The organism is Streptococcus sp. 5346, assembly GCF_013277455.1.
Lineage (GTDB): Bacteria > Bacillota > Bacilli > Lactobacillales > Streptococcaceae > Streptococcus.
The window spans coordinates 47,389-70,044 of record NZ_VMMY01000009.1; the positions used below are offsets into that span (position 1 = coordinate 47,389).

Genomic DNA, 22,656 nt, shown 5'->3' on the forward strand with positions numbered 1-22,656 from the left:
TAGAAACTTTTCAAGTGGTGGAATCCTATGGAATCAATCTTTTTAAAACTAGCTCAGTATCCAATAGTGGAGACTGAGCGTTTATTGCTTAGACCTGTAACCTTGGATGATGCAGAAGCAATGTTTGCCTACGCCTCGGACAGAGAAAATACGCGCTACACTTTTCCAACAAATCAAAGCTTGGAAGAAACCAAGAATAACATTGCTCAGTTCTACTTGGCCAATCCCTTGGGACGGTGGGGAATAGAACTAAAAAGCAATGGCAAATTTATCGGAACCATTGATTTGCACAAGATTGATCCTGTTCTTAAGAAGGCAGCTATTGGCTATATTATCAATAAAAAGTATTGGAATCAAGGATTGACGACAGAAGCCAATCGTGCCGTAATTGAGCTAGCTTTTGAGAAGATAGGGATGAATAAGTTGATTGCCCTTCATGATAAGGACAATCCTGCATCTGGAAAGGTCATGGAGAAATCAGGCATGCGTTTTTCCCATGCAGAACCATATGCTTGTATGGACCAGCATGAAGAAGGACGAATCGTGACAAGAGTTCATTATGTCTTGACCAAGGAAGACTATTTTGCAAATAAATAAGCAGTTGAAAAGAAATTTTTTCAACTGTTTTTTCTTCCTCTTACGAATAATCTAAGAGAGGAGAAAATATGGAAGCAATTATCGAGAAAATTAAAGAGTATAAAATCATTGTCATCTGTACTGGTCTGGGCTTGCTTGTAGGAGGATTTTTCTTGCTAAAGCCAACTCCACAAACACCTGTAAAAGAAACGAATTTACAGGCAGAAGTCGCAGCTGTTTCCAAGGATTCATCGACCGAAAAGGAAGTGAACAAGGAAGAAAAGGCAGAGCCCCTTGAACAAGATCTAATCACAGTAGATGTAAAAGGCGCTGTTAAAGCACCTGGAATTTATGATTTGCCTGTAGGTAGTCGGGTCAATGATGCCGTTCAGAAGGCAGGTGGTTTGACAGAGCAAGCAGACAGTAAGTTGCTCAATCTAGCACAGAAAGTTAGTGATGAGGCTCTGGTTTACGTCCCAACTAAGGGAGAAGAGACAGCTAGTCAGCAGGCAGGTTCTGGGACAGCTTCTTCGACGAGCAAGGAAAAGAAGGTCAATCTCAACAAGGCCAGTCTGGAAGAACTCAAGCAGGTCAAAGGACTGGGTGGCAAACGAGCTCAGGATATTATCGATCATCGTGAGGCAAATGGGAAATTTAAGTCGGTTGATGAACTCAAGAAAGTCTCTGGTATTGGTGCCAAGACCATAGAAAAGCTAAAAGACTATGTTACAGTGGATTAAAAACATTCCCACTCCCCTAATTTATCTGAGTTTTCTATTGCTTTGGCTTTACTACGCTATTTTCTCAGCATCCTATCTTGCTTTATTGGGCTTCGTTTTTCTGCTAGTCTGTCTCTTTTTCCAATTTCCTTGGAAATCAGCAGGCAGAGTTCTAGTGATTTGTGGAATCTTTGGCTTCTGGTTTCTGTTTCAAACTTGGCAACAGAGTCAAGCGAGTCAAAATTTGGCGGATTCTGTTGAAAGGGTACGGATTTTACCAGACACTATTAAGGTCAATGGTGACAGTCTATCCTTTCGTGGCAAGTCTGATGGACGCATTTTTCAAGTTTATTATAAACTCCAGTCCGAGGAGGAGAAAGAACAATTTCAAGCTTTAACAGACCTTCATGAGATAGGACTAGAAGGGAAGCTTTCTGAGCCAGAAGGGCAGAGAAATTTTGGTGGCTTTGACTACCAAGCCTATCTGAAAACTCAAGGAATTTACCAGATACTGACTATCAAGAGTATCCAGTCACTTCAAAAGGTTAGCAGTTGGGATGTAGGTGAAAACCTGTCCAGTTTACGTCGAAAGGCTGTAGTTTGGATTAAGATGCACTTTCCAGATCCTATGCGCAATTACATGACGGGGCTCTTGCTAGGACATCTGGATACAGACTTTGAGGAGATGAATGAACTTTATTCCAGTCTAGGAATTATTCACCTATTTGCCTTATCGGGGATGCAGGTAGGATTTTTCATGGATGGCTTTAAGAAACTACTCTTGCGATTAGGCTTGACCCAAGAAAAGTTGAAATGGCTGACTTATCCCTTTTCCCTTATTTATGCAGGTCTGACAGGATTTTCAGCATCAGTCATTCGCAGTCTCTTGCAGAAGTTACTGGCTCAACATGGTGTTAAGGGCTTGGATAATTTTGCCTTGACGGTGCTTGTCCTCTTTATCATCATGCCCAACTTTTTCTTGACTGCTGGAGGAGTCTTGTCCTGCGCTTATGCTTTTATCTTGACCATGACCAGCAAAGAAGGAGAGGGTCTCAAGGCTGTGGTCAGAGAAAGTCTAGTCATTTCCTTGGGAATATTGCCCATTCTATCCTTCTATTTTGCAGAATTTCAACCTTGGTCTATCCTTTTGACCTTTGTCTTTTCCTTTCTATTTGACTTGGTCTTCTTACCGCTCTTGTCTATCTTATTTGCCCTTTCCTTTCTCTATCCAGTCATTCAGCTGAATTTTATTTTTGAATGGTTGGAGGACATTATTCGCTTGGTATCACAGGTGGCAAGTAGACCGCTTGTCTTTGGACAACCCAATGCATGTCTGTTGATACTACTATTAATTTCCTTGGCTTTAGTCTATGATTTGAGGAAAAACATTAAAAGGCTAGCAGTATTGAGCTTATTGATTACGGGTCTCTTTTTCTTGACCAAGCATCCACTGGAAAATGAAATTACCATGCTGGATGTGGGGCAAGGAGAAAGTATTTTCCTAAGGGATGTAACTGGTAAAACCATTCTCATAGATGTAGGCGGTAAGGCAGAGTCTAGTAAGAAAATAGAAAAATGGCAAGAAAAGGCGACAACTAGCAATGTCCAGCGAACCTTGATTCCCTATCTCAAAAGTCGAGGAGTAGCCAAGATTGACCAGCTGATTTTGACCAATACGGACAAGGAACATGTTGGAGATTTGCTGGAAGTGGCCAAGGCTTTCCATGTAGGGGAGATTTTAGTATCAAAAGGCAGTCTGAAACAGAAGGAATTTGTAGTAGAACTGCAGGCGACTCAAACCAAGGTTCGTAGTGTGTCAGTGGGAGAGAATTTGCCAATTTTTGGAAGTCAGTTAGAAGTCTTATCTCCAAGGAAAATTGGAGATGGAGGTCATGAAGATTCCCTGGTTCTGTATGGGAAACTTTTGGATAAGCACTTTCTTTTCACGGGAAATTTGGAGGAGAAAGGAGAGAAGGACTTGCTGAAGCACTATCCAGACTTGAAAGTTGATGTCTTGAAAGCTGGCCAACATGGATCTAAAAAATCATCAAGTTCAGTCTTTTTAGAACAGCTCAAACCAGAGATGACTCTCATTTCAGTTGGAAAGAACAATCGAACCAAACTCCCCCATCAGGAAACTTTGACCCGACTGGAAGATATCAATAGTAAAGTTTACCGAACTGATCAGCAAGGAGCTATACGGTTTAAGGGGTTGAATAGTTGGAAAATCGAAAGCGTTCGATAGAAAGGATAAATACTAAATATTAGTAAAATAAACTAAAAATCTGTTGCATAATAATGATAAAAACGATATAATGAAAGCGTATTCAATATTGATGATATAAAATCATTAAAAATTAGCAAAAATCGTTTAATTAGTTAGTTTATGATCTATTGGTCTTTTTCAGTCCAGTTTATCTGCTGTGACAGTCACTAAAAGTTACAAGTATGATTGGAATACGTTTTGGAAATATAGTACCAACTATCACGGCCATCAATATGCTTGGATTCCGTCATGGTCTCGTTATGACAGCTATTCAGAGTATAAAGTTGATAGTGGTTGGAATTACAATCGTTATGAAGTACTAAACTACTACAGCGGAGGCTGTTAATCCTTAAAGAGTGATAAAAAGGAGGGCTAGATATGTTGCAGCTTACTCATGTGACCTTAAAAACGCGACAAGTCATCTTACAAGATGTTGATTTTACATTTGAAAAGGGTAGGATTTATGGTATTCTTGCTATCAATGGCTCTGGAAAGACGACCCTGTTCCGCGCCATTAGCAATTTAATTCCTATAAGTAGTGGAAATATCGCAGCTCCTCCTTCTTTATTTTATTATGAAAGCGTTGAATGGCTGGATGGAAACTTAAGTGGGATGGACTACCTTCGTCTTATCAAAAACATCTGGAAGTCAGGTCTGAACTTGAGGGATGAAATCGCCTACTGGGAAATGTCTGACTATATCAGTCTTCCCATTCGCAAGTACTCCTTAGGCATGAAGCAACGCTTGGTGATTGCCATGTATTTCCTCAGTCAGGCGAAATGCTGGCTTATGGATGAGATTACAAATGGCTTAGATGAGTATTATCGACAGAAGTTTTTTGATAGGCTAGCACAAATCGATAGACAAGAACAGCTGGTTCTTTTAAGTTCCCACTATAAGGAAGAGTTGCTTGATGTCTGCGATAGAGTAGTAACCATTCATCAGGGGCAAATAGAAGAGGTTTAGTTTATGAAAGATGTTAGTCTATTTTTATTAAAAAAAGTTTTCAAAAGTCGCTTAAACTGGATTATCTTAGCTTTATTTGTATCTGGACTCGGTGTTACCTTTTATTTTAATAGTCAGACTGCAAACTCCGTCAGCTTGGAGAGCGAGTTAGAAACCCGTCTTGTAAAAGATGAGAGAGTCATCAATGAATATGAAGAGAAACTCTCCCAAATATCTGACACCAGCTCGGAGGAATACCAGTTTGCTAAAGAAAATTTAGACTCGCAAAAAAATCTTTTGACGCAAAAGAAAGAAATTCTGGCTTTGTTAAAAGAAGGACGCTGGAAAGAAGCCTACTATTTGCAGTGGCAAGATGTAGAGAAGAGTTATGAAATTTTATCAAAGGAACCGACTGCTAGTTCTGACTTTAAAATGGCGGTTGACCGCCAACGAAAGACTTACCAAGCCCTATATCCCTTGAACATAAAAGCGCACAATTTAGTTTATCCGACCTACGGGATTGATCAGATTGTCTGGATTTTAGAGGCTATCATCCCAAGCTTGTTTGTGGTTGCTATTATTTTTATGCTAACGCAACTATTTGCAGAAAGGTATCAAAATCATCTGGATACAGCTCAGTTATATCCTTTTTCAAAAGTGGCATTTGCCATGTCCTCTCTTGGAGTTGGAGTGGGCTATGTAACTGTGCTGTTTATCGGAATCAGCGGATTTTCTTTTCTAGTGGGAAGTCTGATAAGTGGTTTTGGACAGTTAGATTATCCCTACCCGATATATAGCTTAGTGAATCAAGAGGTAACTATTGGGAAAATACAAGATGTGTTATTTCCTAGCTTGTTACTAGCCTTCTTAGCCTTTATCGTCATTGTGGAAGTCGTCTACTTGATTGCTTACTTTTTCAAGCAAAAAATGCCTATCCTCTTTCTTTCACTCATTGGGATTGTTGGCTTATTGTTTGGCATCCAAACAATTCAGTCTCTTCAAAGGATTGCACATCTGATTCCCTTTACTTACTTGCGTTCAGTGGAGATTTTATCTGGAAGATTACCTAAGCTGATTGATAATGTCAATCTAAATTGGGACATGGGGCTAGTTTTACTTCCTTGCCTGATTATCCTTTTGTTAGTGGGGATTCTATTTATCGAAAGATGGGGAAGTTCACAGAAAAAAGAATTTTTTAATAGATCCTAGCTTTCCTATAGGGAAAATAAGTAAAAACTAACATAGAGAGGGAATCAACTTGATTCTCTCTTTTTGATGTGGAAACCAAGCCAAAATACAAACAGAAACTTTTCAAAAAAATAACTTTTTATCTTGACAAGAGCTAGAAAACTTGGTATCATATAAAAGTTGAGAAAAGCAGAAGTGAGAGCTTCTCGCCTTGTGACATTAAGTTGCCTGGCCCTACGGATGAAAAGTTTCTAAGAAACGCTATCATAACGTGCGGGCTTGTATATTTACGAGTCCGCTATTGTTTTTCTCTAATAAAACAAAAGAGGTGAAAACCATAGCAAAGCAAGACTTATTCATCAATGATGAGATTCGTGTACGTGAAGTTCGCTTGATTGGTCTTGAAGGAGAACAGCTAGGCATCAAGCCACTCAGTGAAGCGCAAGCTTTGGCTGATAACGCTAATGTTGACCTAGTATTGATTCAACCCCAAGCCAAACCGCCTGTTGCAAAAATTATGGACTACGGTAAGTTCAAATTTGAGTACCAGAAGAAGCAAAAAGAACAACGTAAAAAACAAAGTGTTGTTACTGTGAAAGAAGTTCGTCTAAGTCCAACGATTGACAAGGGTGACTTTGATACAAAACTTCGCAATGCACGCAAATTCCTTGAAAAAGGAAATAAAGTTAAGGTATCTATTCGCTTTAAGGGTCGTATGATTACCCATAAAGAGATTGGTGCAAAAGTTTTAGCCGAGTTTGCTGAAGCAACTCAAGATATTGCCATCATCGAACAACGTGCTAAAATGGATGGACGTCAAATGTTCATGCAATTGGCGCCAGCGACTGACAAAAAATAATTGTCAGAAAGTTAAATAAAGGAGAAAAAATCATGCCAAAACAAAAAACACACCGCGCATCAGCTAAACGTTTCAAACGTACAGGTTCTGGTGGACTTAAACGTTTCCGTGCTTACACTTCTCACCGTTTCCACGGAAAAACTAAGAAACAACGTCGTCATCTTCGTAAAGCATCTATGGTGCATTCAGGAGATTACAAACGTATCAAAGCAATGCTTACTCGCTTGAAATAATAGCTTGACTGTAAGTAAACAATTCTAGGAAATATTTGGAGGAAATAAAACATGGCACGTGTTAAAGGTGGCGTTGTATCACGCAAACGTCGTAAACGTATTCTTAAATTAGCAAAAGGTTACTATGGAGCTAAACACATCTTGTTCCGTACTGCAAAAGAACAAGTAATGAACTCTTACTACTATGCATACCGTGACCGTCGTCAGAAAAAACGTGACTTCCGCAAATTGTGGATCACTCGTATCAACGCGGCAGCTCGTATGAACGGACTTTCATACTCACAATTGATGCATGGTTTGAAATTGGCTGAGATCGAAGTTAACCGTAAAATGCTTGCTGACTTGGCTGTTAACGATGCAGCAGCTTTCACAGCTCTTGCAGATGCAGCTAAAGCAAAACTTGGTAAATAATAACAGATAAGACTGGAACAGGATTGTCCCAGTCTTTTTAAAAATAAAGGAGAAAAATATGGCTTCAAAAATGCTACACACTTGCTTGCGAGTAGAAAACCTTGAAAAATCAATCGCATTTTATCAAGATGCTTTTGGTTTTAAAGAATTGCGTCGCAGAGATTTTCCAGATCATGCCTTCACGATTGTCTATCTAGGTCTTGAGGGTGACGACTATGAGTTGGAATTGACTTATAACTACGATCACGGTCCTTATGTGGTTGGAGATGGATTTGCCCATATCGCCCTCAGTACACCTGATCTTGAGGCGCTTCATCAAGAGCATAGTGCCAAAGGCTATGAAGTGACTGAGCCAAATGGTCTACCAGGAACTGCACCTAACTATTACTTTGTTAAAGACCCTGATGGATACAAGGTCGAAGTCATTCGTGAAAAATAAGGCTCTTTCAAATACAGGATAATTCAATTTGTGTAGCAGAAAGCTTACAAATAAAATTGAATATAGTAAAATAGGATTAGAAATCTTAAGAAAGTTGGTCCTTTATTGGAAACGATAGTATTTTCAATCTCTGTTTTTCTAGCAGGTGTTTTATCCTTTTTTTCTCCTTGTATTTTTCCACTTCTGCCAGTTTATGCTGGGATTTTATTGGATGATCAGGAAAGCGCAAAAAGTTTTTCCTTGTTTGGGAGAAAGGTTCTTTGGTCCGGTTTGATTCGAACACTTTGCTTTATCGCAGGTATCTCTCTTATTTTCTTTATTCTAGGCTTTGGTGCTGGTTACTTTGGTCATATTCTCTATGCAAATTGGTTTCGATATGTCATGGGAGCTATTATTATCATTTTGGGTCTTCACCAGATGGAAATTTTTCATTTTAAGAAATTAGAGGTTCAAAAAAGCTTTACCTTTAAAAAATCAGATTCTAATCGTTATTGGTCAGCTTTTTTACTCGGTATTACCTTTAGCTTTGGTTGGACGCCTTGTATCGGTCCAGTTTTAAGTTCCGTTTTAGCGCTTGCAGCTTCTGGTGGTAATGGAGCTTGGCAAGGAGCTATCTATACTCTCATTTACACTCTGGGGATGGCCATTCCTTTCTTGGTTTTGGCTCTAGCTTCAGGTGTAGTCATGCCTTATTTTAGTAAAATCAAACGTCATATGATGCTACTGAAGAAAATTGGTGGTTTCCTCATTATTTTAATGGGAATTTTGTTAATACTAGGACAAGTAAATATTCTAGCTGGAATTTTTGAATAAAGGAGAAAAAGATGAAAAAAGTAATGTTTGCTGGCTTAAGCCTCTTGTCATTAGTTGTATTGATAGCCTGTGGTGAGGAAGAAACTAAAAAGACTCAAGCAGCACAACAGCCAAAACAACAAACGACTGTACAACAAATTGCTGTTGGAAAAGATGCTCCAGACTTCACATTGCAATCCATGGATGGTAAAGAAGTTAAGTTATCGGATTATAAGGGTAAAAAAGTCTATTTGAAGTTTTGGGCTTCCTGGTGTGGTCCATGTAAGAAAAGTATGCCTGAGTTGATGGAATTAGCTGCGAAACCAGATCGTGATTTTGAAATTCTTAGTGTCATTGCACCAGGAATTCAAGGTGAAAAAACTGTCGAGCAATTCCCACAATGGTTCCAAGATCAAGGTTATAAGGATATCCCTGTTCTTTATGATACCAAAGCAACGACCTTCCAAGCTTATCAAATTCGAAGTATTCCTACAGAATATTTAATTGATAGCCAAGGAAAGATTGGAAAGATTCAATTTGGTGCTATCAGCAATGCGGATGCAGAAGCAGCTTTTAAAGAAATGAACTAGAATAGATAAAAATCTGATTACAAGAGAGTAGTCAGATTTTTTTAGAAAATTATTTTATAAATATTCACAAATGTCCTATATTTATGGTAAAATAGAATCATCAGTTTATTTTGGAGTCAAAGATGAATATATTTAGAACAAAAAATGTTAGTTTAGATAAAACGGAGATGCACAGGCATTTGAAGTTATGGGATTTGATTTTGCTGGGTATCGGAGCCATGGTAGGGACAGGTGTATTTACAATAACAGGTACTGCAGCCGCAACTCTAGCGGGTCCAGCCCTAGTGATTTCAATCGTCATTTCTGCCTTGTGTGTGGGATTATCAGCCCTCTTTTTTGCAGAATTTGCTTCACGAGTACCTGCTACAGGTGGTGCCTACAGTTATCTCTATGCTATCTTGGGAGAATTCCCAGCCTGGTTGGCTGGCTGGTTAACCATGATGGAGTTCATGACAGCTATATCGGGTGTGGCTTCGGGTTGGGCAGCTTATTTTAAAGGCTTGCTCTCTCAATACGGGATAGCCCTTCCTCAGGCTTTAAATGGTACCTTTAATCCTCAAGCAGGGACATTTGTTGATTTATTGCCTATTCTTGTCTTGGTCTTGGTGACTTCGCTTGTTTTACTAAATGCCAAGGCAGCCTTACGCTTTAATTCGATTCTAGTGATTTTGAAATTTTCCGCTTTAGCTCTCTTTATTTTGGTGGGAATTTGGCATATCAAGCTTGATAATTGGAGCAATTTTGCTCCTTACGGTTTTGGACAAATCTATGGTGCTAGTACTGGTATTATGGCTGGTGCGTCCTTGATGTTCTTTGGATTTTTGGGCTTCGAATCCATCTCTATGGCCGTAGATGAGGTCAAAACTCCTCAAAAAAATATTCCTAGAGGGATTGTCTTATCGCTTTCTATCGTAACCATTCTTTATGCCTTGGTGACGCTTGTCTTGACTGGTGTGGTTCACTATAGTCATTTAAATGTCGATGATGCCGTTGCCTTTGCTCTTCGTAGTGTTGGGATTAGTTGGGCAGCCAACTATGTGTCATTAGTGGCTATCTTAACCTTGATTACAGTTTGTATTTCGATGACCTATGCCCTATCGCGTATGATTTACAGTTTAGCGCGTGACGGATTGATGCCTGCTGTCTTTAAGGAACTGACCAAAACAAGCAAGGTACCCAAAAATGCTACTATCTTGACCGGTCTAGCTTCAGCAGTAGCAGCAGGAATGTTCCCTCTTGCTAGTATCGCAGCCTTCTTAAATATTTGTACCTTAGCCTACTTGGTCATGCTTGCTTACGGTCTGATTCGCTTACGGAAAGAAAAAGGGATGCCCAAAGCTGGAGAATTTAAAACACCCTTGGTACCTCTGTTACCAATTTTATCAATTATCATTTGTTTATCCTTCATGTTACAGTATAATATGGAAACCTGGATTGCTTTCCTGATTGCCTTGTTGATAGGAAGTTTTATTTACTTTACTTATGGCTATCAGCATTCTACCATAGAAGAATAAAGTGAGAATCTGTTGAGTTGTTGAAACTCAGCAGATTTTTATATGTGAAAGAAATTTCAAATTTTTTCTAAAAATATCTTGACAGATTAAATTTTTAGGAGTAGAATATTTACTGGTTAATTAAATGGTTAAGGAGTTGTTCATGAAGAAACAAAATTTATTTTTAGTATTGTTAAGTGTCTTTCTTTTGTGTTTAGGGGCTTGTGGTCAAAAGGAAAGTCAGACAGGGAAAGGGATGAAAATTGTGACCAGTTTTTATCCTATCTATGCTATGGTCAAGGAAGTATCTGGTGACTTGAATGATGTTCGAATGATTCAGTCAAGTAGTGGGATTCACTCCTTTGAACCTTCAGCAAATGACATCGCGGCCATCTATGATGCAGATGTCTTTGTTTACCATTCTCATACTCTAGAATCTTGGGCAGGAAGTCTGGATCCAAATCTAAAAAAATCTAAAGTGAAGGTTTTAGAGGCTTCTGAAGGAATGACATTAGACCGAGTCCCAGGGCTAGAAGATGTGGAAGCAGGGGATGGAGTTGATGAAAAAACGCTCTATGATCCTCATACTTGGCTAGATCCTGAAAAAGCTGGCGAAGAAGCTCAGATTATCGCTGATAAACTTTCAGAGGTGGATAGTGAGCATAAAGAAACTTACCAGAAAAATGCGCAAGCCTTTATCAAAAAAGCTCAGGAATTAACCAAGAAATTTCAGCCTAAATTTGAAAAAGCGACTCAGAAAACATTTGTAACACAACATACAGCCTTTTCTTATCTAGCGAAGAGATTTGGACTTAATCAGCTTGGTATTGCAGGCATCTCTCCTGAACAAGAACCAAGTCCACGACAACTAACAGAAATTCAGGAATTTGTTAAAAACTATAAGGTTAAAACGATTTTTACAGAAAGTAACGCTTCTTCAAAAGTAGCTGAAACTCTTGTCAAATCAACAGGTGTGGGTCTTAAAACTCTGAATCCTTTAGAGGCAGACCCACAAAATGACAAGACTTATCTAGAAAATCTTGAAGAAAATATGAGTGTTTTAGCAGAAGAATTGAAATGAGGAGATTATGAAAATCAATAAAAAATATGTAGCAGGTTCAGTGGCAGTTCTTGCCCTAAGTGTTTGTTCCTATGAACTTGGTCGTTACCAAGCTGGTCAAGTTAAGAAAGATTCGAATCGAGTTGCTTATATAGATGGTGACCAGGCTGGTCAAAAGGCAGAGAACTTGACACCAGATGAAGTCAGTAAGAGAGAGGGAATCAACGCCGAACAAATTGTTATCAAGATTACGGATCAAGGTTATGTGACCTCTCATGGAGACCATTATCATTACTATAATGGCAAGGTTCCTTATGACGCTATCATCAGTGAAGAACTGCTGATGAAAGATCCGAATTATCAGTTGAAGGATTCAGACATTGTCAATGAAATCAAGGGTGGCTATGTGATTAAGGTAGACGGGAAATACTATGTTTACCTCAAGGATGCTGCTCACGCGGACAATATTCGTACAAAAGAAGAGATTAAACGTCAGAAGCAGGAACATAGTCATAATCATAATGCAAGCACAGATAATGCTGTTGCTGCAGCCAGAGCTCAAGGACGTTATACAACGGATGATGGTTATATCTTTAATGCATCTGATATCATTGAGGACACTGGTGATGCTTATATCGTTCCTCATGGCAATCACTTCCACTATATTCCTAAGAGTGACTTGTCTGCTAGTGAATTAGCTGCTGCCCAAGCCTTCTTATCTGGAAAAGGCGGTCAATTAAGTACGGTTGAATATCGTTCAAGCAGGGGAGAAACAAGATCTAGTGTGAGAACGAGTCAATCTGAGACACCTCAAAATCCTGCAACAGATTCTGAAAGTCAAAGTGACGACTTAGCTAGTCTCCTTCAAGAATTGTATGCTTTGCCACTTAGCCAACGTCATGTGGAGTCTGATGGTTTGGTATTTGACCCAGCACAGATTACAAAACGTACAGCAAATGGTGTGGCAGTGCCTCACGGAGATCATTTCCATTTCATTCCTTATTCACAAATGTCTGCCTTGGAAGAAAAATTGGCTCGAAATCTACCAATTGGAGGTCAGCCAGTTCAAAGTCATTCTGACAATACGAAACCAAGCAGTACAGATAAACCAAGTTCAACACCAAGTTCACCGATTAAACCAAACTTTAATCTCAATACGCCGGCACCGAATAGAGGAACTGGAGGCGCTTATACAACAGATGATGGGTATGTCTTTAGTCCGACAGATGTAATTGAAGATACAGGTGACGCTTTTGTTGTACCGCACGGCAATCATTTTCACTATATACCTAAGAGTGATTTGTCAGCAGGAGAATTGGCTGCAGCTCAAGCTTATTGGAATGGGAAGCAGGGGTCTCGTCCTTCTTCAAGTTCTAGTCATAATGCAAATCCAGCTCAACCAAGCTTGTCAGAGAACCACAATCTGACTATCACTCCAACTTATCATCAAAATCAAGGGGAAGACATTTCAACACTTTTACGTGAATTGTATGCCAAACCCTTATCAGAACGCCATGTGGAATCTGATGGCTTAGTCTTTGATCCGGCACAAATCATCAAACGTACTGCAAATGGTGTCGCAGTGCCTCACGGAGACCATTATCACTTTATCCCTTATTCACAAATGTCTGATTTAGAGCAGAAGATTGCAAGAATGATTCCGTTAAAAGGACAAAATGGATTAAATCAAATTGGTACAGACATTAAACCTTTAGTATCAAAAGAAGTAGTACATAAGTTCTTAGGACAACCGATCAAAGCATATGGAAAAGGTTTAGATGGTAAACCTTATGATACGAGTGATGGATATATATTTAGCAAAGATTCAATTGATTCCGTTGATAAATCAGGTGTTATTGCCAAACACGGAAATCATTTCCATTATATGGGATATGGTGAATTAGAACAATTCGAATTGGATGAGGTTGCTAAATGGATTCAAGAAACTGGAAAAAATCCAGATGACATCGTTTCTTCAGTTCGCTCACATGATAAAGAAAAACCAAAGTTTGATTATAAAAAAGTAACTAGTAAAGTTTCTAGAAATAGTAAAGTTGGTTATATAATTAATGAAGGTGGTAAAGATTATTTTTATTCACGTGAAGAACTCGATCTTACTCAAATAGCTTTTTCTGAGCAGGAACTAATGCTTAAAGATAAAGATACTTATCGTTATGATATTGTAGAAACAGAAATTAAACCAAGATTAGCTGTTGATGTATCTAGCTTGCCTATGCATGCAGCCAATACTACGTATGATACTGGAACTTCCTTCATTATTCCACATATCGATCACATTCATGTCGTACCGTATTCTTGGTTAAGTAGTGAGCAAATAGCAACTATAAAATATGTAATGCAACATCCTGATGTACGTCCTGAAGTTTGGTCAAAACCAGGTCATGATGATGCTGGATCTGTTATTGCTAATGTAACTCCTCTTGAAAAACGTGCTGGAATGCAGAACTGGCAAATTATCCATTCTGCGGAAGAGGTTCAGAAAGCACTTAAAGAAGGCAAGTTTGCAACTCCTGATGGATATATTTTTGATCCTCAGGATGTATTGGCAAAGGGAACCTATATTTGGGCAGATAAATCTTTCAGTATTCCAAAAGCTAGCGGTGGCTCGTTGAGAAGTATCACTCAGTCTGATTTATCAGAGAAAGAGTGGAAACAAGCTCAAGAGTTGATAGCTAAAAGAAGTGAAGAAAAAGAAACAACAAATGATTCTTCTACTTCACATCTAGTTTCTTCAGATAAGAAATCGGAAACAAAGAAAGATGCAACGGATTCAAACAAAGTTGATGAACAACCAAAGGATAATAAATCTCAAAATGAGGCAGATGCGACTAGCAGCAATCCTTCAGTCGAAAAAGTTGGTGAAGAAGAACCACATACAGAAAATAAAGAAGATGATTATGATGAGATACCAGATTATGGATTAGATAAGGATACTTTAAAAAATCATATAAACCAAATAGCACAAATTGCTCAAATTGATTCTAAATATCTTATTTTTTCGTCAGAAGGTGTTCAATTTTATAATAAGAATGGGGATTTAGTAACCTATGATATTAAAACTCTTAAGCAAATAAAACCTTAGAATATTTTGACTGATGATCATCTAGCTGAAAGGATATTGTTCTATTATTGGATAGAATAATGTCCTTTTATTTGTTAATAAAAAGATGAAATTTCTTGATAAAAAATGCAAAAAGATTCTTAAAGTAATCATTTTATTATCTTTCACTAAAAATCTTGACAGATGAGCTTAAAAAAGGTAAACTATTTACTGGTTAATTAAATGGTTAAATAACCAGTTTAGAAAAAATGTTTAACCGAGAAAAAGAAGTTAAGAAAAAGCTTCATCATTTATTGAAATGAGGGATTTATGAAATTCAGTAAAAAATATATAGCAGCTGGATCAGCTGTTATCGTATCCTTGAGTCTATGTGCATATGCACTGAACCAGTATCGCTCGCAGGAAAATAAGGACAATAATCGTGTCTCTTATGTGGATGGCAGCCAGTCAAGTCAGAAAACTGAAAACCTGACACCAGACCAAGTCAGCCAGAAAGAAGGAATTCAGGCTGAGCAAATTGTTATCAAGATCACAGATCAGGGCTATGTGACGTCACACGGTGATCACTATCATTACTACAATGGGAAAGTTCCTTATGATGCCCTCTTTAGTGAAGAACTTTTGATGAAGGATCCAAACTACCAACTTAAGGATGGAGATATTGTCAATGAGGTCAAGGGTGGCTATATCATCAAGGTCGATGGAAAATATTATGTCTACCTGAAAGATGCAGCTCATGCTGATAATGTTCGAACCAAGGATGAAATCAATCGTCAAAAACAAGAACATGTCAAAGATAATGAGAAGGTCAGCTCTGATGTTGCTGTAGCAAGGTCTCAGGGGCGCTATACGACAGATGATGGCTATGTCTTTAATCCAGCTGATATTATCGAAGATACTGGTGATGCTTATATCGTTCCTCACGGAGGTCACTATCACTACATTCCAAAAAGTGATTTGTCTGCTAGTGAGTTAGCAGCAGCAAAAGCTCATCTAGCTGGGAAAAATACGCAACCGAGTCAGTTAAGCTATTCTTCAACATCTAGTGAAAATAACACGCAATCTGTAGCACAAGGATCAACTAGCAAGCCAGAAAGCAAAGTTGAAAATCTCCAAAGTCTTTTGAAGGAACTCTATGATTCGTCTAGTGACCAACGTTACAGTGAATCAGATGGCTTAGTCTTTGACCCTGCTAAGATTATCAGCCGTACGCCAAATGGAGTTGCGATTCCGCATGGCGACCATTATCACTTTATTCCTTACAGCAAACTTTCTCCTTTAGAAGAAAAGATTGCCAGAATGGTGCCTATCGGTGAAACTGATTCTACGGTCTCTACAAATGAAAAGACCCGTGAAGTGGCATCTAGTCTGGGAAGTCTTTCAAGTAGTCCATCTACTTTGAATCATGCCTCATTACTTACAAATAAGCCTATCTCTTCAACATCTGATGGTTATATCTTTAATCCAAAAGATATCGTTGAAGAAACAGCCACAGCTTATATTGTAAGACATGGTGACCATTTCCATTACATTCCTAAGTCGAATCAAATTGGTCAACCGACTCTTCCGAACAATGGTCTAGCAACACCTTCGCCATCTCTTCCAATCAATCCAGGAACTTCACATGAGGAACATGAAGAAGATGGGCACGGCTTTGATGCTAATCGTATTATTGCTGAAGATGAGCAAGGCTTTGTCATGACTCATGGTAACCACAATCATTATTTCTTCAAGAAGGATTTGACACCAGAGCAAATTAAGGCCGCACAGGATCACTTGAAAGGTGGAAGTCCAGCCCATGATGATCACGATGGCGATGAGCATGACCACCATCATGATGAAGACCATGATCACGGTTTTGATGCTAATCGTGTCATTAGTGAGGATGAGCAAGGTTTTGTCATGAGTCACGGAGACCACAATCATTACTTCTTCAAGAAGGATTTGACAGCTGATCAAATTAAGGAAGCTCAGGATCATTTGAAAGCACATCATGATGCAGAGCCTGTAAAACCTCTTGCTAAAACGGTAGAGTCTTTCTCAAGAGATGCTAGTGATGAAGAAAAGATTGCTTACATTTCTAAGACCTATGGTGTTCCACTTGAAGCTATTAGAATTTCAAACGGATTCTTTGTCTTTGGAAATCCAGACCAAGCCTACGATCCGACTCATATCCATCCCTACGCTGTTCGTAAGGAACATGTTCGTTTGCCACTGCAAACTGGGAATCCAGAACTTGATTTCCTAAATGAACTTTACACGACCGCATTGCGTGATGGTGTATCACCTTATCGTTTACAGGTAGAAAATGGTAGTTTTGTGATTCCTCATGGCGACCACAATCACTACATCAAGGTTCAAACGAAGGGCTATGAAGTAGCATTGAAAAACAAGATTCCAGCCCTACAATCCAACTATCAGCCTGGGGCCTTTGATGAGAAGGCAGTCTTGGCAAAAGTAGATCAACTTCTAGCTGATAGCAGAAACATCTACAAAGATAAGCCTATCGAACAAAGACAGATTGAGTTAGCCTTAGGTCAGTTTACTGAAAATATGAAGAAATTGGCAACTAACTCTACAGCAGGTTATCTTGCGACACTAGAACTCTTTGATAAGCAATATATCCATATTGATGAAAGTATCAAACCTGTTGAAACAAGTGCTCTAGATAAGAAATATCAGGCTTTGATTGATAAAATCAATACTCTTGATACAGACTCTTATGGGCTTCCTAAGAAAGACCTTCTCGTTCGACTCCAAGAAGCTAAGTTGGCAAAAGATGAGGCTGGTTTAGCAGCGGTTGAATCACAACTTCAAGCTCTTCAAGACTTTAATGATCGAACAGGTGTTACAACTGTAGAATACATCAAGTACTTCTACGAACACGTAAATGACGGTCGTTTGAGTGATGAACTTCGAAACAAAGTAGCTCAGTTGACTTGGACCTTGTATCAATCTCAATCCTTCCTTAAGGCAGCAGAATTGAACAAATTATTCCCAAGCATCTATCAGGCAAAACAAGAAGTGGAAGAAGCTTTGAAAGCTCAGCCAACTACTGCGAAATCAAGTCAGACAGTTCTAGATACTGAAAAAGTAGATAACCAAACTGCCAAGACAGCTATTTACGGCTTCTTGAAAGAATTGTACGGAGACTTTATGCCTGAAGAGCATATGAATCATGTCAGCAAGGAACAAGTAGAAAGTCTCTTGAGCAAGGCAACTCAACTCTTAGAGCAAATCCAAGAAGAAGGAATCAGACAATCCTTGGCAGAAGAAGTAGAAAATCTTAAAGCTGCCACAAACAAGGCTGATGCAGACTTGGATGAAGTAAACAGTCAGGTAAAAGATGTCTTGACTCGTATCGCTAGTGCCCTTCAACAAGAGAAAGAAAATGCTGAGCAAGATCCTCAGACACTTGTACTCTATCAAAAACTTTACGATATCCTCATGTCACTTCACGCTTATTTAGAAAACAATAAGGGTTCTGATGAAGACTTTGATAAGGTAGATGCTTTACTAGATCAACTTTCTGCTAAGAGTAAAGATAAGGTTGCTTTACTTGAATTGACAAAAGCTATTCTGATCTTGAATCAAGAAATCAAGTCAAAATCAAGCGCGAGTGAAGAAGCAACTCCAGCAACAAATGCCGAGGCAAATGGTGATAAGACAAGTCCCGAAACTGAAACATCAGCAACTGCAGAATCTAACAGTGAAACTGCAAGCGACGAAAACAAACCGAGCAACGCAAGAGATTCTAAACCTGCTGAATTAGCTTCAGAAAATGAAACAACAGAATCTTCTACAACTACTGGAAATCAAGCAAAACCAGTAGAATAAATAAAAAAGGCGAAGTAGCTGAACTACCTCGTCTTTTTAACCTTTATAAGCTACGATACCAATGATTGTATCAACTGCACGTTCCATGGTATGAAGGCTGACGTATTCAAAACGTCCGTGCATGTTTTCACCACCCGCAAAGATATTGGGAGTTGGGATTCCCATAAAGGAAATCTTAGAGCCGTCTGTCCCTCCACGAATTGGTTCGATAATAGGAGTGATACCCAGATCTTCCATAACGGCTTTAGCAATGGTAATTGGAGTCATATCTTTCTCAATGACTTCTTTCATATTGTAGTACTGATCTGTCAAGTTGAGGGTGATACGGTCGCTACCAAGTTCTTGATTCATCTTATCAGCGATAGACTGCATAGCTGTTTTACGCGCTTCAAAGGCATCTTTTTCAAAATCGCGAATGATGTAGCTTGCACGCGCCTCCTCGACACTACCAGTCACATCCATAAGATGATAGAAACCTTGGTAACCTTCTGTTAACTCAGGTCGGTCATTCTCTGGAAGTTGATTATGAAAATCAATTGCTAGCTGAAGGGCGTTGACCATCTGACCTTTGGCAGTACCAGGGTGGACATTACGTCCTTGGAAATGCAATTCAGCACCAGCTGCTGAGAAGGTCTCGTACTGAAGCTCACCTAATGGGCCACCATCAACAGTGTAGGCAAAATCCACATCAAAATCTTCTGCATCAAATTTATTGGCACCAACACCGATTTCTTCATCTGGACCAAAACCAACACGAATTTCACAGTGTTTGATTTCAGGATGAGCAGTTAGATATTCAATGGCAGTCATAATCTCAGCAATTCCTGACTTGTCATCAGCCCCCAGCAAGGTTGTTCCATCTGTTGTGATAAGCGTTTGTCCTGGATATTTCTCAAGACTCTTGAAGTCAGCTGGATCCAGTTTAAAACCAGAATTCCCTAGTTCAATCACACCACCATCGTAGTTTTCAATTACCTGTGGATTGACTCCTTCAGCATTAAAATCAGCAGTATCCATGTGGGAGATGAAGCCAATTTTACGTGTTAAAGATGGATCATTGGCTGGCAAGGTACCAATCGCAAAACCATTTGGAAGATAATAAACATTTTGCAGACCAACACGTTTCATTTCAGGGATAAGGACATTGGTTGCAAAGTCAACCTGACTCTGTGTACTTGGAGTAGTAGTAGAGTGTTCATCAGAGCGCGTGTTGACCTTAACGTAGGTTAAGAAGCGGTCCAAGAGATTTGGATAAGTCATAAAAAACTCCTTTTGAATTTATTTTTTCCATTGTATCATAGAAAGAAGAGAAAAACAAAAGACATAAGTTAGGGAAATTCGCTATGTTGGCGTTTACTTATTAATGGATAAATGATAAAATAAACTTGATAAAAACATCACAAGGAAGCGATTATGAAAAAAGCAATTTTAATGATGACTTTCGGTTCGCCAGAAGAGATTACCTTTGAAGGTGTGGCTGATTTTTTCACAAATATTCGTCGTGGAGTGAGACCTCAAGACCACGAGATTCAAACTCTCTATGATAATTATGTACTTATTGGAGGCACGCCTCTGCAAAAAATTACCCGTGAAGAGGTTGCCTTGGTAGAAGCTAGGCTAGGAAATGAATATAGTGTCTATTTTGCCAATAAGTTTTCCAGTCCCTTTATCCCAGATGTGATTGGTCAGATGGAAGCAGACGGAATTGAGCAGTGTATTTGCCTGATTTTGGAGCCCCATTATTCTTTTTACTCTATCATGGGTTATGAGAAATTTTTAGAAAGCAAGCAAATTCAATTTTTGGTCATTAAGGACTGGTATCAGGAAGAAGCACTCTTAAACTATTGGGCAGATGAAATTGCTAAGATTTTAAAAGAAGAAGTAAAGCAAGATAGCTTTAAAGTCATCTTTTCAGCCCACAGTGTGCCCATTTTTGCCTTGGATTTTGGGGATCCTTATATCGATCAAATTTTTGAAAATAGCAAGTTAGTTGCTGAAAAACTGGGTTTGAGTTCCGAGCAATATACCAATACTTGGCAGAGTGAAAGCGATATCGGGATTCCATGGATTAAGCCAGATGTATTAGAGTACCTCAGAGAACAGACAGAACATCCAGATAATTATATTTTTGTACCTATTAGTTTTATCAGTGAGCACATTGAGGTTTTGTTTGATAATGATGTGGAATGTTATGAGTTATGTCAGGAATTTGGGGTAAACTACCATCGTCCACCAATGCCAAATACAGATTCTCGTTTGATTGATGCCTTGGTTAATACAGTCAGAGCTAATGAACATCAAGAGTTTAAGGAATTTCTCCCAGAAGAAGAAACCTTTGATGAGTTAGTTCCTTCAGATGAGACTAAAAATATCTTAGCCGAATCTCAAGATTTACAAATGCCGGAATTTGTGAAAAAACTGATTGAGAAAAAAGGGCGGGAGAATGTCAAGATGCCTTATCTTATCAAGAAGATGCTAGAAAAAGCAGGCAAGTTGCCGAAAGAGTAAAGAAAAAGGATTTAGCTTGGCGCTAGATCCTTTTAAACGATTATTTTTTCTCCAAAAGTGCTTTTATTTCTTGAAGGACTTCCAATTCGGTTGGTTTTTTTTCGTCAGTTTTTTCTTCCTTTATGCCAGTCAGTTTCTGTGCTTTTTCAATACCCTTGATAATAAAGAAGAGGGCGGTACCCACAAAGATAAAATTGATAATAGCACTTAAAAAGTTACCATAGCCGACTCCATGCCAAGAAAGTTGAGCGATACGTTCGACTTTAGCAGCTTTCAAAGCGGGATTTAAAATAAGAGGAGTGATAATATCGTTTACAAGTGAAGTTACGATAGCACCAAAAGCAGAGGCAATGATCACACCGATAGCAAGGTCAACAACATTACCACGAAGCAAAAATGCTTTTAGATCTTTTAACATTTTCATAATATCCTTTCAAAAATTTTTTCTATTTATTATATATTAATTAAGAAAAGCTTGCAAGATGTATGCTCAGAAGTTTTATTTATTAAAAACATAGACCTTGCTTAAAATGTAATTAAGAATAATTATCAATAATTGTGCAAGAACTGTTTCGATTGCATTTACCTTATCAAGATTTTCATTTACGAATTGACCTATGATGTGAGGAAACTGAGTCACAAACAGAAAAGTAAAGAGCAAATCTAACAGAAAAGTAGAAAGGCGGGCAAGAAAAAATTTCACTAAACGGATAAGCCGATTCTTCCTTGCTTGCTTAAACACGATTGTATCATTTGTGATAAAGGCAAAGAGGATACCAATAATATTTGCTAGGGCAGTAGCAAGGAGTTCCTGATGACTTAGTTGATAAATGACTAGTCGTGAGAGAATCGAAACTAGAGTTGTTGCAAGGCCAAAAAAGAGATAGGCTAAGATTTCATTGTTAAAAAATTTTTGAATACGAATTTTCATGTTTTAAGTATAGCATAAAGCAGGCTATTGTGCTATACTAGTAAGGTTGAATAAAGCAACCCTTGGTGCTTAGCTTCTTTCACCAAGCATATTACACGCGGATAACCGCTAAAGGAGAAAAGATGAAAAAATTAACTATTCGTGATGTTGCAGATATTGCAATCGTTGCTGCTATTTATGTCGTTTTGACTGTCACACCGCCCCTAAATGCAATCAGCTATGGTGCTTACCAGTTCCGTATTTCAGAAATGATGAACTTTATGGCTTTTTACAATCCTAAGTACATCATCGGAGTTACCATCGGTTGTATGATTGCTAATTTCTTTAGCTTTGGACTGCTGGATGTCTTTGTTGGTGGTGGTTCAACCTTGGTATTCCTCAGTTTAGGTGTTTGGCTTTTTGCAAAATACAGCAAGGATTACCTCTTTAACGGATTGATTCGAAAAGATCATTTCTTCTTTTCAATCCTCTTTTCAATTTCCATGTTTACTATCGCTGCAGAGTTGAATATCGTAGCGCAATTACCATTTTTCCTTACTTGGTTCACAACAGGAATCGGTGAATTTGCCTCATTGATTATTGGAGCGATTATTATCGGTAAAATTGGTCGTCGAATCGATTTAAGCAAATAGAACAGGACAAGCTAGGTAGCCTTTACCTGGCTTTTTCTTATAGAAAATTTCTAAGGAAACTTGACAAGCTTTTCTGATTATAGTATACTTTTCAA

At 38.6% G+C, this 22,656-nt stretch carries 21 protein-coding genes, 1 riboswitch and 1 other annotated feature; of the genes, 18 read left to right on the forward strand and 3 right to left on the reverse strand.

Annotated features, from left to right (window positions below; all coding sequences use genetic code 11):
- The first annotated feature begins 27 nt into the window (after nucleotides 1-27).
- The 16 genes from HT732_RS06175 to HT732_RS10500 all read left to right on the forward strand — a co-directional run bounded on the left by HT732_RS06175 (nucleotide 28) and on the right by HT732_RS10500 (nucleotide 18,490).
- A complete protein-coding gene (locus HT732_RS06175) occupies nucleotides 28-597 on the forward strand; it encodes a GNAT family N-acetyltransferase (RefSeq protein WP_000443728.1) in 570 nt (189 codons plus the stop codon).
- 68 nt (nucleotides 598-665) lie between these two features.
- Nucleotides 666-1,316, forward strand: a complete 651-nt coding sequence (locus HT732_RS06180) for a helix-hairpin-helix domain-containing protein (protein ID WP_173254343.1) — start codon at nucleotides 666-668, stop codon at nucleotides 1,314-1,316.
- Nucleotides 1,300-3,540: a DNA internalization-related competence protein ComEC/Rec2 gene (locus HT732_RS06185; RefSeq protein WP_173254344.1), complete on the forward strand. Its 2,241-nt coding sequence runs from the start codon at nucleotides 1,300-1,302 to the stop codon at nucleotides 3,538-3,540. Before HT732_RS06180 ends, HT732_RS06185 begins: the two co-directional genes overlap by 17 nt.
- Before the next feature lie 178 nt (nucleotides 3,541-3,718).
- On the forward strand, nucleotides 3,719-3,907 hold the full coding sequence (locus HT732_RS06190; protein WP_345890505.1) for a hypothetical protein: 189 nt from the start codon (nucleotides 3,719-3,721) through the stop codon (nucleotides 3,905-3,907).
- A gap of 32 nt (nucleotides 3,908-3,939) precedes the next feature.
- Nucleotides 3,940-4,527 carry an ABC transporter ATP-binding protein gene (locus HT732_RS06195; RefSeq protein ID WP_173254346.1) on the forward strand — a complete coding sequence of 196 codons (588 nt, stop codon included), beginning with the start codon at nucleotides 3,940-3,942 and terminating at the stop codon, nucleotides 4,525-4,527.
- A gap of 3 nt (nucleotides 4,528-4,530) precedes the next feature.
- The gene (locus HT732_RS06200) at nucleotides 4,531-5,715 is read left to right on the forward strand and encodes a hypothetical protein (protein WP_173254347.1); all 1,185 of its coding nucleotides are present in this window, start codon (nucleotides 4,531-4,533) and stop codon (nucleotides 5,713-5,715) included.
- Nucleotides 5,716-5,875: 160 nt separating this feature from the next.
- Nucleotides 5,876-6,007, forward strand: a sequence feature (ribosomal protein L20 leader region).
- A gap of 15 nt (nucleotides 6,008-6,022) precedes the next feature.
- Nucleotides 6,023-6,553: a translation initiation factor IF-3 gene (gene infC / locus HT732_RS06205; protein WP_000848180.1), complete on the forward strand. Its 531-nt coding sequence runs from the start codon at nucleotides 6,023-6,025 to the stop codon at nucleotides 6,551-6,553.
- A gap of 32 nt (nucleotides 6,554-6,585) precedes the next feature.
- Complete coding sequence (gene rpmI / locus HT732_RS06210; RefSeq protein WP_001125943.1) at nucleotides 6,586-6,786, forward strand: 50S ribosomal protein L35; 201 nt, start codon at nucleotides 6,586-6,588, stop codon at nucleotides 6,784-6,786.
- A gap of 51 nt (nucleotides 6,787-6,837) precedes the next feature.
- The gene (gene rplT / locus HT732_RS06215; protein ID WP_000124834.1) at nucleotides 6,838-7,197 is read left to right on the forward strand and encodes a 50S ribosomal protein L20; all 360 of its coding nucleotides are present in this window, start codon (nucleotides 6,838-6,840) and stop codon (nucleotides 7,195-7,197) included.
- Nucleotides 7,198-7,255: 58 nt separating this feature from the next.
- A complete protein-coding gene (locus HT732_RS06220; protein WP_000157153.1) occupies nucleotides 7,256-7,636 on the forward strand; it encodes a VOC family protein in 381 nt (126 codons plus the stop codon).
- A 105-nt stretch (nucleotides 7,637-7,741) separates the two neighbouring features.
- Nucleotides 7,742-8,449, forward strand: coding sequence for a thiol-disulfide oxidoreductase-associated membrane protein CcdA2 (gene ccdA2, locus HT732_RS06225; RefSeq protein ID WP_173254348.1), 708 nt, complete (start codon nucleotides 7,742-7,744; stop codon nucleotides 8,447-8,449).
- Between the two features lie 11 nt (nucleotides 8,450-8,460).
- Nucleotides 8,461-9,018 carry a thiol-disulfide oxidoreductase-associated lipoprotein SdbB gene (sdbB, locus tag HT732_RS06230; protein WP_050252872.1) on the forward strand — a complete coding sequence of 186 codons (558 nt, stop codon included), beginning with the start codon at nucleotides 8,461-8,463 and terminating at the stop codon, nucleotides 9,016-9,018.
- A 122-nt stretch (nucleotides 9,019-9,140) separates the two neighbouring features.
- Nucleotides 9,141-10,532: an amino acid permease gene (locus HT732_RS06235; RefSeq protein ID WP_173254349.1), complete on the forward strand. Its 1,392-nt coding sequence runs from the start codon at nucleotides 9,141-9,143 to the stop codon at nucleotides 10,530-10,532.
- A 142-nt stretch (nucleotides 10,533-10,674) separates the two neighbouring features.
- A complete protein-coding gene (gene adcAII / locus HT732_RS06240) occupies nucleotides 10,675-11,592 on the forward strand; it encodes a zinc-binding lipoprotein AdcAII (RefSeq protein WP_173254350.1) in 918 nt (305 codons plus the stop codon).
- A gap of 7 nt (nucleotides 11,593-11,599) precedes the next feature.
- On the forward strand, nucleotides 11,600-14,674 hold the full coding sequence (locus HT732_RS06245) for a pneumococcal-type histidine triad protein (protein ID WP_173254351.1): 3,075 nt from the start codon (nucleotides 11,600-11,602) through the stop codon (nucleotides 14,672-14,674).
- 288 nt (nucleotides 14,675-14,962) lie between these two features.
- Nucleotides 14,963-18,490, forward strand: a complete 3,528-nt coding sequence (locus tag HT732_RS10500) for a pneumococcal-type histidine triad protein (RefSeq protein WP_173254352.1) — start codon at nucleotides 14,963-14,965, stop codon at nucleotides 18,488-18,490.
- A 36-nt stretch (nucleotides 18,491-18,526) separates the two neighbouring features.
- Here HT732_RS10500 and pepT read toward each other — a convergent pair whose 3' ends face one another.
- The gene (gene pepT / locus HT732_RS06255) at nucleotides 18,527-19,750 is read right to left on the reverse strand and encodes a peptidase T (RefSeq protein WP_173254353.1); all 1,224 of its coding nucleotides are present in this window, start codon (nucleotides 19,748-19,750) and stop codon (nucleotides 18,527-18,529) included.
- Between the two features lie 153 nt (nucleotides 19,751-19,903).
- On the opposite strand from pepT, the gene hemH reads away from it, so the two are divergent.
- Complete coding sequence (gene hemH / locus HT732_RS06260; protein ID WP_173254354.1) at nucleotides 19,904-20,998, forward strand: ferrochelatase; 1,095 nt, start codon at nucleotides 19,904-19,906, stop codon at nucleotides 20,996-20,998.
- A gap of 40 nt (nucleotides 20,999-21,038) precedes the next feature.
- On the opposite strand, the gene mscL is transcribed toward hemH, so the two are convergent.
- Both mscL and HT732_RS06270 read right to left on the reverse strand, forming a co-directional pair.
- On the reverse strand, nucleotides 21,039-21,416 hold the full coding sequence (gene mscL / locus HT732_RS06265; RefSeq protein WP_173254355.1) for a large conductance mechanosensitive channel protein MscL: 378 nt from the start codon (nucleotides 21,414-21,416) through the stop codon (nucleotides 21,039-21,041).
- An 81-nt stretch (nucleotides 21,417-21,497) separates the two neighbouring features.
- Nucleotides 21,498-21,929, reverse strand: a complete 432-nt coding sequence (locus HT732_RS06270; RefSeq protein ID WP_173254356.1) for a GtrA family protein — start codon at nucleotides 21,927-21,929, stop codon at nucleotides 21,498-21,500.
- Between the two features lie 28 nt (nucleotides 21,930-21,957).
- Nucleotides 21,958-22,054: riboswitch (PreQ1 riboswitch) on the forward strand.
- Here HT732_RS06270 and HT732_RS06275 point away from each other — a divergent pair.
- Complete coding sequence (locus HT732_RS06275) at nucleotides 22,052-22,561, forward strand: QueT transporter family protein (protein WP_000737072.1); 510 nt, start codon at nucleotides 22,052-22,054, stop codon at nucleotides 22,559-22,561. It overlaps the preceding riboswitch by 3 nt.
- The last annotated feature ends 95 nt before the right edge of the window (nucleotides 22,562-22,656 follow it).

What these genes read in the sequence shown, in the direction of transcription:
- HT732_RS06175 (WP_000443728.1), top strand. Translation starts at nt 28, where the DNA reads ATGGAATCAATCTTTTTAAAACTAGCTCAGTATCCAATAGTGGAGACT.
- HT732_RS06180 (WP_173254343.1), top strand. Translation starts at nt 666, where the DNA reads ATGGAAGCAATTATCGAGAAAATTAAAGAGTATAAAATCATTGTCATC.
- HT732_RS06185 (WP_173254344.1), top strand. Translation starts at nt 1,300, where the DNA reads ATGTTACAGTGGATTAAAAACATTCCCACTCCCCTAATTTATCTGAGT.
- HT732_RS06195 (WP_173254346.1), top strand. Translation starts at nt 3,940, where the DNA reads ATGTTGCAGCTTACTCATGTGACCTTAAAAACGCGACAAGTCATCTTA.
- HT732_RS06200 (WP_173254347.1), top strand. Translation starts at nt 4,531, where the DNA reads ATGAAAGATGTTAGTCTATTTTTATTAAAAAAAGTTTTCAAAAGTCGC.
- rpmI (WP_001125943.1), top strand. Translation starts at nt 6,586, where the DNA reads ATGCCAAAACAAAAAACACACCGCGCATCAGCTAAACGTTTCAAACGT.
- rplT (WP_000124834.1), top strand. Translation starts at nt 6,838, where the DNA reads ATGGCACGTGTTAAAGGTGGCGTTGTATCACGCAAACGTCGTAAACGT.
- HT732_RS06220 (WP_000157153.1), top strand. Translation starts at nt 7,256, where the DNA reads ATGGCTTCAAAAATGCTACACACTTGCTTGCGAGTAGAAAACCTTGAA.
- sdbB (WP_050252872.1), top strand. Translation starts at nt 8,461, where the DNA reads ATGAAAAAAGTAATGTTTGCTGGCTTAAGCCTCTTGTCATTAGTTGTA.
- HT732_RS06235 (WP_173254349.1), top strand. Translation starts at nt 9,141, where the DNA reads ATGAATATATTTAGAACAAAAAATGTTAGTTTAGATAAAACGGAGATG.
- adcAII (WP_173254350.1), top strand. Translation starts at nt 10,675, where the DNA reads ATGAAGAAACAAAATTTATTTTTAGTATTGTTAAGTGTCTTTCTTTTG.
- HT732_RS06245 (WP_173254351.1), top strand. Translation starts at nt 11,600, where the DNA reads ATGAAAATCAATAAAAAATATGTAGCAGGTTCAGTGGCAGTTCTTGCC.
- HT732_RS10500 (WP_173254352.1), top strand. Translation starts at nt 14,963, where the DNA reads ATGAAATTCAGTAAAAAATATATAGCAGCTGGATCAGCTGTTATCGTA.
- pepT (WP_173254353.1), bottom strand. Translation starts at nt 19,750, where the DNA reads ATGACTTATCCAAATCTCTTGGACCGCTTCTTAACCTACGTTAAGGTC.
- hemH (WP_173254354.1), top strand. Translation starts at nt 19,904, where the DNA reads ATGAAAAAAGCAATTTTAATGATGACTTTCGGTTCGCCAGAAGAGATT.
- mscL (WP_173254355.1), bottom strand. Translation starts at nt 21,416, where the DNA reads ATGTTAAAAGATCTAAAAGCATTTTTGCTTCGTGGTAATGTTGTTGAC.
- HT732_RS06270 (WP_173254356.1), bottom strand. Translation starts at nt 21,929, where the DNA reads ATGAAAATTCGTATTCAAAAATTTTTTAACAATGAAATCTTAGCCTAT.
- HT732_RS06275 (WP_000737072.1), top strand. Translation starts at nt 22,052, where the DNA reads ATGAAAAAATTAACTATTCGTGATGTTGCAGATATTGCAATCGTTGCT.